This window comes from Streptomyces sp. NPDC050448, assembly GCF_040655295.1.
Classification (GTDB): Bacteria; Actinomycetota; Actinomycetes; order Streptomycetales; family Streptomycetaceae; genus Streptomyces.
Genome location: NZ_JBFAJR010000019.1, coordinates 63014 through 79896 on the forward strand (window position 1 = coordinate 63014; position 16883 = coordinate 79896).

The window sequence follows — 16883 nt, forward strand, 5'->3', positions numbered from 1 at the left end:
CGAAGGCGCCGCCTTCGTCGTCCGGACGCGATGGTGCCAACGATGACGAGGCGACGTTGAACGGCTGCCCGTGATGCTGGCTGCGGGCATCTTCGTCACACACGGCAACTCTGGCCCACTGGCAGGGCCACGTCGCGCGGAGCAACGCAGACGGGTACATCGAGGTCGCGACCCGTCCGTCGCGCGGCGCTTTCCGCCCCGCGGCCCCTTCACCCGAACGGCCCAGTGCGGTCCTGCGCGACGGAGCGACCCCTGGGAGACTCGGTACGCAGGATGACGGCACAGCACGGGCATCGGATCGTCGTCCCCGCCGGATTCGGCGGGGCACGGATGAGGGAGTGCCGATGAGAGTCTACGAAGCCATCGTCAAGGGACTGGAAGGCATCGGGGTCCGGGCCGCATTCGGCGGTGCCGGCGAGAACGCCGCCGGCCTGATGCTGGCGCTGAAGCATTCGCGACGGATCCGACCCGTCATCGCGCGGCACGAGCAGGCCGCGTCCTTCATGGCCTGCGGTTACGCGATGTACACGAACCGGCTGGGCTTCTGTTTCGCGACGGCCGGGCCCGGCGCGTTCAACCTGTTCTCCGGGCTGGCCGTGGCGATGTCCGACTCGTACCCGGTCCTCGCCGTCTCGGGATACGCGTCGATGAAGTGGCAGGGATGGGGTTCGCTCAACGAGACCTCCGGCCTGCATCGCACGCCCGACTCCCGGGCCATGTTCGCGGCCACGACAAAGAAGTCCTTCCTGCTCACGGATGTCGCCGACACGTGCGACGTCCTCGAGGAAGCCGTCAACACCGCGTTCGAGGGACGACCCGGGCCGGTGCACATCCACGTACCCGAGAACCTCACCGAGCGCGGCGTCGAGGTCACGAACTTCCGGCCCATCCGGCTCGACGTCGCGCCGGTCGTGCCCGATCCGGCAGGTGTGGAGGAGATCGCCTCGGTGCTGGCGGACGCCCTCGCCAGACGGAAGCGGATCGTTGCGCTCGTCGGCTTCGGCGCCGTCCGAAGCGGGGCGGGAGCGGAGATCAAGCGGCTGATCGAGCGGTTCCAGATTCCTTTGCTCACGACGCTGGACGGCAAGGGCATCGTGTCCGAGGGGCACCCGCTCTCCGTGGGCGTCTTCGCCGACAGCGGCCACTCGAGTGCCTGGAAGGCCTTCCGCGAGGCGGACGTCGTGCTGTGCATCGGCAATTCCCTCAACCAGCACGCCACGTTCAATTACCGCGAAGACCTCTTCGAGAACAAGCTGCTCATCCACATGAACATCTCCGAGGCCGAGTTCCACAAGGCCTACCGGCCCGACCACGCGCTGCTGTCCGACGCATGCCTGGGCGTGGCGGCGCTCGTCGAAGCACTGGAGAAGAGGGTCGGCGAGGTCCCGAGGGCCGACGTCGACGGCCGGGACTACGAGGCGCGGCACATCACCCACCTGACGGGGGACATCCACCCCGGAGAGCTCGCCCAGGCGATCGGCCGGATGCTGCCGCCAGACGGTGTTCTGCTCGCCGACGCGGGCGCCCACCTGGCCTGGCTCGGCTACTACGTGGAGCTCGAAGAGGGGCAGAACTTCCGCAAAGCCGGTTCGTTCGGGCCGATGGCAGGCCATGTCAACGGCGCCATCGGACTGAAGGTCGCGCACCCGGAGCGGACGGTCGTCGTCGGCTGCGGCGACGGATGCTACTCGCTGTCCGGGTTCGAGCTGATGACCGCCGTCGAGAACGAGATCCCCGTCATCTGGGTGATCTTCGACGACCGGGAGTTCAAGCTGATCAAGCTCTTCCAGCTCACCACCTACGGAGAGACGGGGCTCGTCGAGTTCCAGAACCCGGACTTCGCCGCCTATGCGCAGGCGTGCGGCGCCGACGGCTACCGGGTCGAGACGCTCGAGGAGTTCGAGAAGGCGTTCCGTGCTGCGCTCACCTCCGGTCGGCCCACCGTGATCGACGCCGCGATCACCCGCTGGGCCGTCCCCCACTACAGCCCCTCGCCCGACGGTGTCATCGCCGGTCTCGTCGAGACCCTCGAAGCACGCCTCCGCAGCTGACAGCCGGGCCACCGCCGGGAAGGGACAGGAGCATGACCGAGCCGACGCACACGCACAGCCAGGCCGGGCTCGACGCCCTCGTGAACCGCCCGCTGATCACGTCGATCTGGCGCCGCCGCACCCACCGGGTCAGCCGCGGGAGCTCTGTCGAAGCCGGCTCGATGAGCTGGTCCTCCACCGAGGCACGCGCACCGCTGACGGAGCTCGAGGAAGCGGTCCTCATCTCCATGACGGGGTGCACGGGCCTCACCATGCCGGACCGGCCCCTCGCCGACCCCCGCAACGGCAAGCCGATCATGGCCAAGCCGAACCTCAACATGGCCGGACGGACCGCGGGCAGCCCCGACAACGCCCAGGGCACACACTTCTTCCTGATCAACGACACCGGCACCTACTTCCTGCGCAAGCTGCCTCCCCCTGCGGACGGCTCACAGGCGACGTTCGACGCGCAGACCCTGTGCTCACGCGCCGCCGAGGCGAAGGTGCAACTGCTCGACCACCGCATCGACGTACCGGAGGGGAAACGGGACTTCCCCGCCTACCTCGACTCCAACCGCTTCCTCTCGAACCTGCCGGGCACGACGGTCCTGTTCCCGGTGGTTGACCTGTCCCGGCAATACATCAACGGAATGATGTACCTGCTCACTCAGCCCGAGGGCGCACGACCGGCCATCGTCGACGACCGGAACCTCTACCGCTCGGCGGGCGTGCGGAAGTGGGTGAAGTCGGGATTCCTGAACAAGGACATCAAACTCCCGCTGGGCGCCATCTGGGCGATGCGCACGCAGATCGAGGCCGACCTGCTGCTGCAGAACATCATGCTCACCGCCGACGCCATGGGGCTCGGGGCATGGATCCATGCCTCACTCGCCCCGCCGGTCATGCTGGGTGACCCGAAGTTCCGCCCCGTCTACGGTCCGATGCTCGGCTTCGACTGGACCACGCCCCGGTGGAGACCGGCCGACCTCCTGCGCTGGCAGGTGCCGCTGCCGCGCTACTCCCCGCTGCGGGCGACCACCGTAGGCCTGCGCCACAACGGGGAGCACCTGATCAAAGCGATGTGCCCGCCGAACTACGCCACCATGAACGACGCGGTCGACGCAGTGGTGGCGGACAAGTTCGGACCGGGGGGCATCTACACCGACGAAGGGTTGTTCGAGCGCATCTACCGGGGCGAGTTCGGCGCCCAGTACCTGCGGGAGGCCAGCAACTACTCGGCCGATGTCATCGCCTGTACGCGCGACATCTGCACCTACATCTACGAGACCCACGGCCGGTTCCCCGCACACTGCGACACGATCCACGTACCGGGGGTCTGGCTGCAGGCCCATCATGTCGAGACCGGCTACTACCAGCGGTTCTTCCGCGACGGGCTGACCGAGGCACACGACATGCACGATCGGCGATGGCACGGCTGACGCCCCGCGGCCGAACCAGCAGAGATCGGTTACGCTGACCACCGCTGCATGACGACACGCGGTATCCACGAGAATCTCCGTCGATCAGCACGAACACGATGGGAAGCCGGCGCTGTGAGCGACGAGGCCTACTGCAAGATCTACGTCGATCTGGAGAGCCCGGTGCGGGTCGAGAACGATCTGCAGGGCCTGCCGGGGATCAGCTTCAGCATCTCGGCCGCCGAGGCCCGGGCGGGTGGCATCCCGGTGGGTGTCTTCGTGATGAAGAACAAGATGAAGAACAAACCGCACGACCGCCGGCAGGCGGACGACTTCCTGACCTGGGGCGTCGCCATCGACATCGAGCCGGATGACCGCACTGCCGGCACCGACGAGTTGGTCACCACGATCCTCGAGCACTTCTGGTCGCGCGGCATCTGCGCCGTCGCCGCCTGCGACTACGAGGAGGATCTGCCCTTCCGGGGATCCCGGATCCTCCGGCGGGACGAGCCGCAGTAGCGGCCCGCTGCCGCCGGGCCGGCCGCTGCGGCGATGTCCCGGCGCATCCGTGGACTGGGGCCGGCCTGCCGGGCGGACGGCCTTCGAGCACGGCGCCGGCGGTTCGCCTCGACCTGGGCGGAAGCCACATCACCCCGAGCGCCCACAGGCGGACTCGGCGCGGGCGCGCTCGGCGCCCGCGCCGGCCGCGACCCGGGCGTCGGCCTTCGGAGCGTCATACCCCAGGGCTGAAAGGCCCCTTCGCCTCGTCAGCGGACTCGGCATCGGCATCGGCATCGGCATCGGCCGCACCGAGCTCGTACGACAGGTGGTGCGGAGCCAGTGAGCGCAGGAAGGCGTGCGCGTCGAAGATCTCGCCGGGCGCGGCCACCCCGACCGTCTTGACGCGTCCCGAGAGGACCCGGCTGACCGCTTCCACGACGAGAGGGGCGGTGATGGCGTAGATGTCCTGTCCGCGGGCCACCGCACGGCGCCGGGTGCCGCCCGCGCGGACGACGACGTCGACGAGGAAGGTCTGCGCCGACCGCCCTCGCTCGTCGACCGGCTTCGGGGGCGCGGCGTCCGGGGCCAGTACGTCCTTGACGGCATCGAGCGTCATGCAGGTGTGGATGTCCGGGGCGGACAGGTGACGCGGGATGGTAACGCTGTCCACGGTGGTGAACTCGCCGACCACGGACCGGTTTCCGACCGGAGCGGGAAAGGACCACTGACCGGTGGGTGCCTCGTCGGTACGCAGCTCCAGGCGGCCCTTCGCGTAGACGAGCCGCCGGCCCTCGCGCCGGCCCCGGGAGACCTGACTGGACCCGCGCGTCCCGGACGTGGGCTGCCAGCTGCTCAGGGCGTACGCGATGTGCACCTCGTCGGCCGCCGGCGCATCGCCCAGCGCGGCGGTGGCGAGCAGGTCACCGAGGCCCCCGTAGAACGCCATCGCGGGTACGACCACGATTCCGGTGTCGCGGGCCCGGTCCGCGAAGTGGGCGAAGGTGTCGACGACGGCCTCCACTTCCGCCGCGACGTCCAGGTAGGGGATCCGTGCGCGCAGCGCCGCCTCGATGACCGGCGCGGTCGTCGAGGCGAACGGTCCGGCGCAGTTGATCACGGCTGCCGCGCCGTCCAGTGCGCGGTCGAGCGAGGCCGGATCGTCGACCGAGGCCGGCCGGACCTCGAGTCCGGGAAGGCCGTCGGCCAGTGCCCGGAGCTTGTCGGCGTCGCGGCCGGACAGGATCGGGGTCAGCCCCCGGTCCAGCAGTTCGGACACGACGAAGCGTCCGGTGTGCCCGTAGGCGCCGAACACCGTTACCGTCGCCGCCGCTTGACTCGTACCCATCAGGTTCCCCCGTCTTGTGCGCTCGCGCTTCTCGGTCCGTACGCGAATGATCAACTGGATGCCATCGTGCCTGCGGCGGCCTGCCGCCGGGAGTGGCAGCAACGACATGCCCCGTACACTTTCGGACATGAGCCTTGTCGCGCTGGCCGTCACGCCTGGGGTACCGCACTTCGAACTCGCCGCCGCCTGCGATGTGTTCGGCGTCGACCGGTCGGATCTCGTGGATCCCTGGTACGAGTTCACCGTCTGCGGCCCGGGCACCGTGCCGGTCGGCGGCCGCTTCCGGCTCGAGCCCGACGCGGGACTCGACCAGCTCGTACACGCGGACACCGTGATCGTCCCGGCGCGCGCCGACCTCGACGAGGACCCGCCCGCCGAACTGGTCGAAGCCGTACGCGCGGCACACGCTGCGGGCGCCCGGGTCGCCTCCCTGTGCACGGGCGCGTTCGTACTGGCCGCCGCGGGTCTGCTCGACGGGCGCCGCGCCACCACGCACTGGCTGCACGCCGCGGCGCTGGCCGACAAGTACCCCGAGGTGGAGGTCGATCCGGACGTGCTCTACGTCGACCACGGCAGCGTGCTCACCTCGGCCGGCAAGGCCGCCGCGATGGACCTGTGCCTCCATCTGGTCCGCCTCGACCACGGCTCGGCCATCGCCAACGAGGTCGCGCGCCGCCTCGTCGTCCCACCCCATCGGGCCGGGGGTCAAGCCCAGTTCGTCACCACCCCGCTGCCCGAGCGCCGCGACCATCCCCTCGGCACAGTGCTGGCCTGGGCGATGGAACGCCTCGACCAGCCGCTCACCGTGGAAGACCTGGCACGCCGGGCGAACATGAGCTCACGCCACCTGGCGCGGGTGTTCACGGACATCACCGGCACCACTCCGCTGCGCTGGCTGCTGACCCAGCGCATCCAGCGCGCCCAGGAGCTCCTCGAAACCACCGACGTCACCATCGGCGCGGTCGCCGCAGCCACCGGCATGGGCACGGACACCACTCTGCGGCGCCACTTCAACCGCACGGTCGGCGTGCCCCCGGACACCTACCGCCGCACCTTCCGCAGCGCTCACCCCGTCAGCGCCGGCTGAGGTCGGCCCTGCCGCCGCAGCGGGTGCTGCTCGGACGATGGCGGCTACAGGTGTGCTGCGGCGGCCCGAACCCACGGCCCTGGGGCATCGAGTGTGGATTACCCCGGGGGCAGGGCCTTCTTCAGTTGTTCGTGCAGATCCTTGGCGAGTTGCGCATCGGAGGGCGGCTTGTCGCCCTGGAGCCGGGCCAGTTCGGCGGTGAACGTCTGGCTGAAGGCACCGTAGAGCGGGGTGCGCGGTCGCTGGACGGCGTTCTTCAGTGCGGGCAGCAGGGTGCCGCGCGCGTATCCGGGGCGGCCGTACGTGTCCCGTGGCATCCGGTCGGTGCGCTCGCTCGTCGGGGACGCGGTGGCCTGACCGGGTGGCTTCACCGCCTTGCAGGTCAGCTTGTCGTCCTCGTACGCGGAGAACCGGGTGGCCGCGAACCCCGCGTCGAGCAGGCAGCGTTCGTTCTCCTTGCTGGTGAGGAACTCGATGAGCTGCCCGGCGGCGACGCTCCGCTGCGACCGCTTGGCCACGGCCAGGTTCTGGCCGCCCAGCACCGCTCTGCCGGGCAGCGGGGCCACTCCGAGATTCTGCTCGGGCAGGGACTGGTGGAGCGTGCGGTAGGCGTACGGCCAGTGGCGGAGGAAGCCGGTGCGGCCGCCCGCGAAGTCGGTGAGCGTGTCCGCCTCGTCGGAGTGAGCGGCGTCCGGCAGGGTGTAGGCCGCCTCGGTGCGATTGCGCAGCTCGTCCAGCCCCGCCTTCAGATCGTCCACGGAACCGGCGTAGCGGCCCTGCTTGTCGGTGAGGGTGAATCCGTCGGAAGCGGAGGCGAAGGCCTCGATGCCGTTGACGGTGAGTCCTTCGTACGACGCGTCGAGCTGCGAGGTCCAGCCCTTCTCGTAGGCGTCGGGCAGTTTCTTGCGCGCGGCGTCGAGCGCGCCGATCAGCCGCTGGACGACGGGCCAGCTGCCGATGCCCTGGTCGAGGTCGGTGTCCGTGACGCCCGCGCTCTTCAGGTAGTCGCGGCGGTAGAAGAGCAGCCCGACGTCACTGTTGAAGGGGACGGCATACAGCTTGTCCTCCCAGCGGGCGGTGGCGGCGACGGACTCGATGACATCGGAGTCGACCAGCTTGTCCGGGAGCTGCTGGACGAGACGCGCGGCGGCGAACTCCGGCACCCAGGTCACGTCGAGGTTGACGACGTCGTACTCGGCGCTGCCGGACTGCAGTGCGCCGAGCAGCTGGCTGCGCTGCTGGTCCGCCGAGCCGGGCAGCTCGACCAGCCGGGCCCGGTGGCCGGAGCCCTTGCGCTCCTGCTCCCGGTTCCACTCCTCGATCAGCTGCTGGCGGATGCCGCCCTTGCCGGTCACGTCCCGGCCGCTGGCCAGCACGATGTCGCCCGGGAGGTCGGCCGCGCCCGCAGCGCCGGACTGCTCGCCACCGGCTCCGCCGGAGTCGCCGGAGTCGCCGGAGTCGCACCCTGCGGCCAGCAGCAGGACGAGGAGCATCGCGGACGCGCCGCGCCATACGGGCCCGTGCCTCATCCTTCATCCCCCGTTCCGGTCCTGGCGACCTCGTCCCGCAACCGGGCGACGAGATCGCTCTTGGTGTCCAGGCAGCGGCCGCCGCTCGCCTCGGAGACGGCAGCGTCCGGTTTGCCCTTGTCGCAGCCGCCGCTGTCCAGGGATGCCATGACCACCGGAATCTTCTTGTCCCGCGCGGAGAGGAGCAGATCACTGAGCCGGCCGCCCTCGGTCAGCCGGTTGTTGTCCTCGTCATCCGTGAGGTAGACGATCAGCTGCGGACGGTGGTCGTCGGCACCGCGCCGCCTCATGTCGTCCAGGGCCGCGACCAGCGCCTGGTAGGGGTCGGCCTCCAGGTCCTTGACCTGCGCGTTGGCGTTGATGGTGCGCTGGGCCTCCTCGCGCCGGTGCTTGCCGAACGACAGCACTTCGCTGTACGCGCGGGAGCCGGCCGGTTCGGTGGCGACCGCCCAGACGCCGTATTCGTCCTGGTCGCCGAGCCCGGCGAGGGACTGGCCGATGATGCCGGGCGCGCCGCCGGGGCCCTCCCACAGGCTGCCCATGGACCCGGACGAGTCGAGCAGGAAGAGCACCCGGCCCGGCCCGTTGGCCTCCCGGTACCCCTTCAGCGCCGCGTTCATCGCGGACGGGAGGGCGGGGCCGGTGAGCGGGCCGGGGTCGTCCAGGGCCCCGAAGTCGCTGAAGACGACGCCGGTTTCGGCGCCTGTGCCGGTGCCGTTGCCGGCGGAGGGTTCGGTGCCGTTGCCGAGGGGCCGGTGACCGCCCGATGCGCTGCGGAAGCCGTCCTTCCCGAATACGGCGAGTCCGCCCCGGGCAGCTGACGGGGGCGTCGTCGCGTCCTTCGCCCCGGCCGCGTGCCTACCGGTCAGCCACGCGTGGAACCTCTCCACGGCGCTGTCCCGCGCAGCCTGGTCCCGGTCGGCGCCCCGCCAGCGCACCCGGACGAACGTCGGGCCGAGGCCCGGGACGTCGACGGGGTACTCGGCCATCCGGCGGGCCCGCGTCGCACTGTCGCAGCCCACTCCGGTCCTGAGCAGGAACTCCGGCACCAGGGCGGTGGTGCGCTCGTCCACGGCGTCGTCTTCGGGCAGGGTGCACAGCAGGTCCCCGCCGGTTCTCGAGGGCGGCCCCGTCTGGGCCACGCCGTGTTCGGCAGCGGCCGGGTCGGGCGCTCCCGTGCCGTACAGGCCGACGGTCGCGAGCAGGCCGGCATCGGTGTTCTCCGGGTCCGTGCGCCGCACTTCGGCCTTCGGATCGCGCTTCTTGAGCGCCTCCCTCAAGGCCGCGAGACCCCCCACCCGGTCGGCGACCGCCTCCGCCGACAGGTTCTGCGGTACGGCGAGCACGACCGGCGAGTACGCGAAAGGCTCGGGATCGGCCTCCAGTGCGGCGTAGCTCCGCTCGCTGGAAGCGGAACGGGCCCGGTCGATGCTCGCGAACGCGGCCGGGATCCAGATGTCCGGCTGCGGGCCGATGTCGCGCTGCGGATTGGTGTCGTCGCCCGTCGGCCGCTGCCACGGGTCGGACTGCCGGTTGAGCGCGGTGACGGCGGCAGCGGCTCCGGCGCTGTAGACGGTGATGCCGGCGCGCCTGCACCCGTCTTCCGTCCCGTTCTCCCCCGACATCAGGTACGCCTCCGCCGCCTTGCGGACGGTGGGCTCGAGATCGGGGTCGGTGAGCAGCCGCAGTTCGAGCGGTGGCTTGCAGGGGGCGCTGTCCCCGAGCACCGCGAGGCCGGTGACGACGAGGCCGGCGATCGCCACGGGCACGCCGATGACGGCCGCGAGCCTCCGGCCGGTGAGGGCACCGAGCCTGCCGCGCCGGCCGGATCCTCGAGCGGGGGCGGGGTCTTGGCCTTCGGGAGCCCGCAAGCCGCTCGGCGCGCCTGCCGATTGCGGCGAGGGCCGCCCGCCGTCGACCCCGCCCGGGGCGACGGAGGGCCCCTGCGAGGGCGCGCCCGGCGAGCGGACGGGAGGGGCGGCGAGCAGCACGTCGGCGCCCGAGGTGGCCGAGCGGCTCTGCGGCTCCCACGGCTCGGGGGGCTCGCGCAGCGTCGTGTGGTGCGCGGACATGTGGACTCTGAGCCGGTCGGCCAGTGCGTCGAAACCGACCTCCCCGCCCTGTCCGGGAAGGCCGTCGTGCAGGAACCGCACGAGTTGAGCGGTGAACGGCGTGGGTGAGGCGTCGTCGCCCGCATCGATGCGGTTGTTGGCCTGGACGCTCATCAGCAGCGAAGTCCGCTGCCGCTGGGCGGTGCCGAGCGCGTCCCACGCCGCCGAGGCGTTACCCGCGAAGCAGCAGTCGAGGATGACGACCGCGTGCTCCGCTCTGGTGCGGGACAGCACGGTGAGAACGCTCTTCCAGGGCGCGGCGCTGCGGAACACGGACTCGTCGCCCGGGACGATCGTGGCCCGCCCCATCAGCAGCCAGAGCTCGTCACCCGTACTGGGCACGGCGCCGTGGCCGGAGAAGTAGAGCAGGAGCAGCCCTTCGGCCGCCTCGACCGCGGTGTCCAGCTGCCGGTCGAACTCGTCCACGGTGTGCGGCCGGGCGATGGTGATCCCGTCCTCGGCGAACACCCCGCCCGTGCGGAGCGCCCGTTCCAGTCCGGCGAGGTTGTGCTCGACCGCCTTGAGGTCGCCCGACACGCCGAAGGGGTGTTCGGGCTGCTTGAGGTCGTAATCGGGAACTCCGACGAGCAGCGCCCGGTTCGCTTTCCCGCGCGGGTCGAAGCGCGTCACCGGGCTATCTCCCGTCGCTCTCCGGCGCGACCTCGACCTCTGGAGGTTCGCCGCGTTCCACGAAACGGCGGTTCTCCCGCCACGCGCGGACCCCGCTCTTCACTTGCTCGAACACTTCATCGAATAACTTGGGGGCGCCGGCTCCGATGAGCACCAGCATGATCTCCATCCCGGCCCCCATCGGGCTGGCGGGCCCGGCCTCCGTCCCCGCGCGTTCCTGGATCTCCAGCCTGCCGCTGTTCCTGAGCTCTTCGAGCTTCTGCTCCCGCTCGAGCCAGGCCTTCAGCGCCCCCGTGTCGCTCTCGCTCGCACCCCGTGTCAGGCGCACGCGGATGGCAGTATTCGCCATAGCCTCCCCCTTAGCCACAACTCAGCATCATGACATGGGAGTTGGCCGGAGGGGCACCCTTTGGCCGCGAACGGGATCACACCCCGGCGCAGGCCCGCAGCCTGGACGAAGGACGTGGTGGCGGACTCCGGGTTCCGCCGAGCCCCCCCGGTGGCAGCCGGGCCTGGCGTACGGCCCGGCCGCGCCGGTCGGCCGACGGTCGGCGCGGCCCGGCGGCCACCATCGCGCACACACCGGACCGGGCCGTCCGATGCCGACCCGGGTGGGCCTCCCCGGCCGACGCGGGACGGGGACCGCCGGGCGCCGCTGACCGCCGAGGAAACCTGTCCGGACGGACTCCCGTCGCCGGTGGACGGATTCCTCACCACCCGCCGGCGGCCCGCCGCCGGGGCGCCTGTACGCGTCGACGCGGACCGTCACCGGAGCGGCGTACGCGGCAGTGCGGGACCGCCCCGGCTGCGAGCCGACCGGGGCGCCGGGCCGCATCGCGGGCACGCTGACGCCTGCGGTGCAGGGCGACCACATCACGGCACCGACGGCGGCTTCGCCGACGGCATGCAAGCGATGGCGACCTGCCGCGCCGCACCCGCCGGCGCCTTCAGCCCGTCACCGCCGCACGGTAGGGGCGGAAGAACTCACGCAGTTCCGCCGCGTAGAGCTCGGGCTCCTCGAACGCCGCGAAGTGCCCGCCGCGCGCGGGCTCGGTCACGCGCACGACGTTCGCCGTCCGGTCGAGCCACGCCCGGGGCGGGCGGACCACGTCGCCGGGGAAGAGCGAGAAGCCGGACGGCACCTCGACCCGGCGGGCGTGTTGCGCGGGCGGGATCGCGGCGTTCGCGCGGTACATGCGCATCGACGAGCCGATCGTCCCCGTGAGCCAGTAGAGCGTGATGTTCGTGAGGATCTCGTCCTTCGTGAAGCTCCGCTCGATGTCGCCGTCGCAGTCGCTCCACGCCCGGAGCTTCTCCACGATCCACGCGGCGAGCCCGGCCGGCGAGTCGGTGAGCCCGAAGGCGGCGGTCTGGGGCTTCGTACGGTGCAACGCGGCGTAGGCGCCCTCGGTCGCGCCCCAGGCCGCGGCGCTCTCGAGCCAGGCGCGCTCCTCGGGCGCGAGCTCCGCCGGATCGCCGGTGAAGCGGGGCAGGCCCGCGTCGGTGCGGTGGACGGCCACGACCCGGTCGGGGTGGTCGAGCCCGAGGTAGCGGGTCACGTGACTGCCGACGTCCCCGCCCGCCGCGCCGAACCGCGCATGGCCGAGGACGCCCATGAGCTCGGCCCACAGGCCGGCGACGGCGATCGCGTCGGGGGGCGGGCCGGTGGGACGGTCGGAGTACCCGTAGCCCGGCATGTCGGGCACGACCACGTCGAACGCGTCGGCGGGATCGGCGCCGTGCGCGCCGGGGTCGGTGAGCAGCGGGATGACCTTCGCGTAGCGCCAGAACGAGTCCGGCCAGCCGTGGCTGAGCACCAGCGGCAGGACGGGACCGGTCGGCGCGGTGGCCCGGACGTGCACGAAGTGGATCCCGAGGCCGCCGAGCGGGACACGGAAGTGCGGGAACCGGGCGAGCGCCGCCTCCTGCGCCGGCCAGTCGAACCCGTCCGCCCAGTAGGCGACGAGCTCGCGCAGGTAGCCGAGGTCGGTCCCGAGCGACCAGCCGGCGTCCTCGGGCACGTCCGGCCAACGCGTCGCGCGCAGCCGCGCGCGGAGGTCCTCGAGCGCCGCGGGGGCGGTCTGCGGGGTGAACGGCTCGGGGCGGGGAGAGGCGTCCGGCATGGGACGCATCCTAGAGGCCGCGCCGCGCGTTTCCGCGAACGCGCCGAGCACCTGCCCGAGCCTGCCGGCGGCGGCGGGGAACCCGGCCCGGGGACCGGGATTCCGCGGCTGGTTCGCGCGGCGCAGCCCGTCCGGCAGGGTCGGGGACGCCGTCGCCCAAGCCGCGGTGATCGCCTCGGGCGGTTCGCGCGTCGGCACCGCGGTGAACCGCCCGAGGCTCTGGTCTCCCGGCTGCGACCGGGCTCGGCTGCTCCGCTCCCGGCCCGAGCGGGCCGGCGCACCGGTCAGCCGGCGCGCCGGTCAGCCGGCGCATCGGTCAGCCGCGCATCGGTCAGCCGCGCATCGGTCAGCCGCGCATCGGTCAGTCGGTGCCGGACTCCATCGCGGCGCGGTCCAGCAGCTCGTCGTCGCCGGAGACCTCGCCACGGGAGGCGATGGCCTCGGCGCCGCCCTCGGGCATCGCGCCGATCAGACCGGTCGCCGCCGCCTGGGCGGCGCCGACCAGCTCGGGGTGGGCGGTGCCGACGATGCCGAGGCCGGCGTACTGCTCGAGCCTGGCGCGCGAGTCGGCGATGTCGAGGTTGCGCATGGTGAGCTGGCCGATCCGGTCCACCGGGCCGAACGCCGAGTCCTCGGTCCGCTCCATCGACAGCTTGTCCGGGTGGTAGCTGAAGGCCGGGCCGGTGGTGTTCAGGATCGAGTAGTCCTCACCGCGCCGCAGCCGCAGGGTCACCTCGCCGGTGACCGCCGAGCCGACCCAGCGCTGCAGCGACTCGCGGACCATCAGCGCCTGCGGGTCCAGCCAGCGGCCCTCGTACATGAGCCGCCCGAGACGCCGTCCCTCGTTGTGGTAGTGCGCGAGGGTGTCCTCGTTGTGGATCGCGTTGACGAGGCGCTCGTACACGGCGTGCAGCAGCGCCATGCCGGGTGCCTCGTAGATGCCGCGGCTCTTCGCCTCGATGATCCGGTTCTCGATCTGGTCCGACATGCCCATGCCGTGGCGGCCGCCGATCGCGTTGGCCTCCATCACCAGGTCGACCGGGGAGGCGAACTCCTTGCCGTTGATCGTCACCGGGCGGCCCTGGTCGAAGCCGATCGTGACGTCCTCGGCGGCGATCTCGACCGAGGGGTCCCAGAACCGCACGCCCATGATCGGCTGCACGGTCTCCACGCCGGTGTCGAGGTGCTCCAGCGTCTTGGCCTCGTGGGTGGCGCCCCAGATGTTGGCGTCGGTCGAGTACGCCTTCTCCGTGCTGTCGCGGTACGGCAGCTCATGCGCGACCAGCCACTCGGACATCTCCTTGCGGCCGCCGAGCTCGGTGACGAAGTCGGCGTCGAGCCACGGCTTGTAGATGCGCAGGTGGGGGTTGGCGAGCAGGCCGTAGCGGTAGAACCGCTCGATGTCGTTGCCCTTGAACGTCGAGCCGTCGCCCCAGATCTGTACGTCGTCCTCGAGCATCGCCCGGACCAGCAGGGTGCCGGTGACGGCGCGGCCGAGCGGCGTGGTGTTGAAATAGGCACGGCCGCCCGAGCGGATGTGGAACGCGCCGCAGGCGAGCGCGGCAAGGCCCTCCTCGACCAGCGCCGCCCGGCAGTCGACCAGGCGCGCGATCTCGGCACCGTAGGCCTTCGCACGGCCGGGCACCGAGGCGATGTCGGGCTCGTCGTACTGGCCGATGTCAGCGGTGTAGGTGCACGGGACGGCACCCTTGTCGCGCATCCACGCGACCGCGACGGAGGTGTCGAGGCCGCCCGAGAAGGCGATGCCGACGCGCTCGCCGGTGGGCAGGGAGGTGAGAACCTTAGACATGGGAAGAGTATGCACTTAATCGCATGTCTATGCAACCGGGGCATGATCCCCCCGCGGAATCGCGACCAGGGCGGAGCGAACCGACCGCGCCGCCGCTCCGGTACGCGGAAAGGAAAAAACGGGGTGACGACGCGACGCCGGGATGATCCGCCATGGGGAGCCGGCGCTGCGGCCGGGGCGGCCGGGGCGGCCGCGCACGGTGTACCGCTCGCGCCGCGCTCGGGCAGGACACTTTGAGCCAACTATCCGGAACTCGCGGGTGTATGGCCGGGATCACAGCGGGTTTCCGAGGTGCTCGGGCGAATGGACCCAGGGCCGTGGTAGCCGACGGGTACGGTTTGGCCATGGATTTTTCCACAAGCGCTACCGATGAGAACTCCACGCCGTCGGCGGTCATCAAGGCCACCGCCCGCCAACTCCTGGTGAAACTGGGCGCCGGGGGGCTGTCCCTGGATGCCGTTGCCGAGGGCAGCGGTCTCGCCGTCACCGATGTGGAAGGCGTCTTCCCGCACCGGGACGACCTGCTGACCGCCCTGGTCATCGACGCCTACAACGACTCCGCCGCCGCGATGGAGCAGGCCGACCAGGCCGCGGGCGCCGCCGATGCGACGGCCGGCGCGCGGCTCCTCGCGGTGACGCGCGCACTGCGGAAGTGGTCCTTCGACAACTCCGCCGAGTTCACCCTGATCTACGGCTCCCCCGTCCCGGGCTACCACGCCCCGCAGGACACCGTCCCGGCCGCCTCGCGCACCCCCGCCGTGCTGGCCGGCATCGTACGTTCCGCGCTGATGGCCGGTGAGCTCACCCCGCCCCGGCGGGCGGTGCCCGGGCCGCCGCTGCTCCTGCCGGAGGCCGTGGAACTCTTCGGCGGTGCACCCGAGGCCCCCTTCTCGGACCTCATCGAGCGCGGCATCGTCCTGTGGAGCAATCTCATCGGGCTCCTGGTGTTCCAGGTGTTCAGCCGTACCCACGACAGTGTCCGGGACCAGTCCGCGTACTTCGACTTCGCCATCGCCGTGGCCGCCGAAAGCATCGGGCTGACGGTCCCTCTGGACGAGAACACCCCCACCGAATAGACCGACCAGACCGCTGCCGCGTACCCGGCACCGGCGGGGAATCAGGCCGTGAACACCACTAGAACCCTCTGTTTCGTCATCGCGGCGCTCTCGTCGTACGCCGCGCTCGTCTACCGGCTGTGCCAAGTGGGGCGCAGCTGGCGGGACAACGCCTACCGCGCTCTGGTGATCACTCTGCTGCTCCAGTGCCTCACCTTCACGATGGGCGCCGTCGCCATGGGGGGCAAGAGCTTCCTGGGCGTCGGGAACCTCGCCATCCTGGTGATGCACGTTTCCGCGGTCGCCTTCTGTGTCAGCGCGCAGATCATCCTGCTGCGCTGGGCGACCGCGTCCGAGGAGGCCGCACGCAAGGCCCGGTACTGGCTGATCACCGGCATCGCGCTCAGCGCGCTTCTGACGGCGCTCTTCTTCATCGCCGACGGCCCCGGCCGGCCGGCGTCGGACTTCAACACCGGCAGCGGCCAACCACTGGTCCTCACGTACCTCCTGGTCTTCATCGTCTCCCAGGCGGTTCCGTGCGTCACCATCTTCCGCCAGTGCGGCCCCTACGCCCGCATGACGGGCAAGGCCTCGCTGCGGCAGGCCCTGCGGCTGCTCTCCGTCGCCGCGGTGGTCCTGTTCCTCTACTGCGCGTGCCGGACGGTGAACATCCTGACCGCCGCGTGGGGGATCGACATCGGCGTCTGGCAGGTCGCCGCCTCCGTCTTCAGCGCAGCGGGCATCGTCATGATCTCGCTGAGCCTGACCATTTCCTCCTGGGAGGCCTCGGCGGCCAAACTGCTGGAATGGGTGCGCAGTTACCGCTCCTACCGGGCTCTCTACCCGCTCTGGCGGGACCTGTACGAGTCCTCGCCGGACATCGTCCTGGAGCCGCCCGGGTCGGCCTCGGTCTCCGATCTCAACTACCGCCTGCACCGGCGGGTCATCGAAATACGGGACGGGTGGCGGGACTTGCGCCCGTACATCGACCGCTCCGCCCCCGGCGCCGGGATCGGCGGTTCGGAGGCCGGGGCGGGCAAGGAGTCCCGCCAGGCCTTCGCCGAAGCGGCCCAGATCCGGCAGGCCCTGCACGCCAAGCGCGCCGGTACGATCCCCGCCGACAGCAAGGACGCGGGCGACTTCGAAGACCGCGACACGGACAACTTCACCGCCGAGGTCGCCTGGCTCACCCAGGTCGCATCCGTCTACCGCAAGATCGGTTGAGCGGCCGGGATCACCCGCCA

General features: G+C 71.3%; 12 protein-coding genes. 6 read left to right on the forward strand and 6 right to left on the reverse strand.

The window, feature by feature from the left end; translation table 11 throughout:
- Positions 1-344: 344 nt before the first annotated feature.
- The 3 genes from AB0I68_RS22495 (at position 345) to AB0I68_RS22505 (ending at position 3967) form a co-directional block, all read left to right on the forward strand.
- Entirely contained in the window at positions 345-2051 is a 1707-nt protein-coding gene (locus AB0I68_RS22495) for a thiamine pyrophosphate-binding protein (RefSeq protein ID WP_363179120.1), read from the forward strand.
- A 32-nt stretch (positions 2052-2083) separates the two neighbouring features.
- The gene (locus AB0I68_RS22500) at positions 2084-3469 is read left to right on the forward strand and encodes a hypothetical protein (RefSeq protein ID WP_363179121.1); all 1386 of its coding nucleotides are present in this window, start codon (positions 2084-2086) and stop codon (positions 3467-3469) included.
- A 114-nt stretch (positions 3470-3583) separates the two neighbouring features.
- Positions 3584-3967 carry a hypothetical protein gene (locus tag AB0I68_RS22505; protein ID WP_363179122.1) on the forward strand — a complete coding sequence of 128 codons (384 nt, stop codon included), beginning with the start codon at positions 3584-3586 and terminating at the stop codon, positions 3965-3967.
- A 214-nt stretch (positions 3968-4181) separates the two neighbouring features.
- Here AB0I68_RS22505 and AB0I68_RS22510 read toward each other — a convergent pair whose 3' ends face one another.
- Positions 4182-5294, reverse strand: a complete 1113-nt coding sequence (locus AB0I68_RS22510) for a saccharopine dehydrogenase NADP-binding domain-containing protein (RefSeq protein WP_363179123.1) — start codon at positions 5292-5294, stop codon at positions 4182-4184.
- A 127-nt stretch (positions 5295-5421) separates the two neighbouring features.
- Here AB0I68_RS22510 and AB0I68_RS22515 point away from each other — a divergent pair, with 127 nt between their 5' ends.
- Positions 5422-6381 carry a helix-turn-helix domain-containing protein gene (locus AB0I68_RS22515; protein WP_363179124.1) on the forward strand — a complete coding sequence of 320 codons (960 nt, stop codon included), beginning with the start codon at positions 5422-5424 and terminating at the stop codon, positions 6379-6381.
- A 98-nt stretch (positions 6382-6479) separates the two neighbouring features.
- On the opposite strand, the gene AB0I68_RS22520 is transcribed toward AB0I68_RS22515, so the two are convergent.
- The 5 genes from AB0I68_RS22520 to argG all read right to left on the reverse strand — a co-directional run bounded on the left by AB0I68_RS22520 (position 6480) and on the right by argG (position 14584).
- A complete protein-coding gene (locus AB0I68_RS22520) occupies positions 6480-7910 on the reverse strand; it encodes an extracellular solute-binding protein (RefSeq protein ID WP_363179125.1) in 1431 nt (476 codons plus the stop codon).
- Complete coding sequence (locus AB0I68_RS22525) at positions 7907-10651, reverse strand: VWA domain-containing protein (RefSeq protein WP_363179126.1); 2745 nt, start codon at positions 10649-10651, stop codon at positions 7907-7909. The genes AB0I68_RS22520 and AB0I68_RS22525 overlap by 4 nt, the downstream gene beginning before the upstream one ends.
- A gap of 4 nt (positions 10652-10655) precedes the next feature.
- Complete coding sequence (locus AB0I68_RS22530) at positions 10656-11000, reverse strand: hypothetical protein (protein WP_363179127.1); 345 nt, start codon at positions 10998-11000, stop codon at positions 10656-10658.
- 598 nt (positions 11001-11598) lie between these two features.
- Complete coding sequence (locus tag AB0I68_RS22535) at positions 11599-12774, reverse strand: epoxide hydrolase family protein (protein WP_363179128.1); 1176 nt, start codon at positions 12772-12774, stop codon at positions 11599-11601.
- Between the two features lie 361 nt (positions 12775-13135).
- Positions 13136-14584: an argininosuccinate synthase gene (argG, locus tag AB0I68_RS22540; protein WP_363179129.1), complete on the reverse strand. Its 1449-nt coding sequence runs from the start codon at positions 14582-14584 to the stop codon at positions 13136-13138.
- 344 nt (positions 14585-14928) lie between these two features.
- Here argG and AB0I68_RS22545 point away from each other — a divergent pair, with 344 nt between their 5' ends.
- Positions 14929-15660, forward strand: a complete 732-nt coding sequence (locus tag AB0I68_RS22545; RefSeq protein WP_363179130.1) for a WHG domain-containing protein — start codon at positions 14929-14931, stop codon at positions 15658-15660.
- A gap of 48 nt (positions 15661-15708) precedes the next feature.
- On the forward strand, positions 15709-16863 hold the full coding sequence (locus AB0I68_RS22550; protein WP_363179131.1) for an MAB_1171c family putative transporter: 1155 nt from the start codon (positions 15709-15711) through the stop codon (positions 16861-16863).
- Positions 16864-16883: the final 20 nt, after the last annotated feature.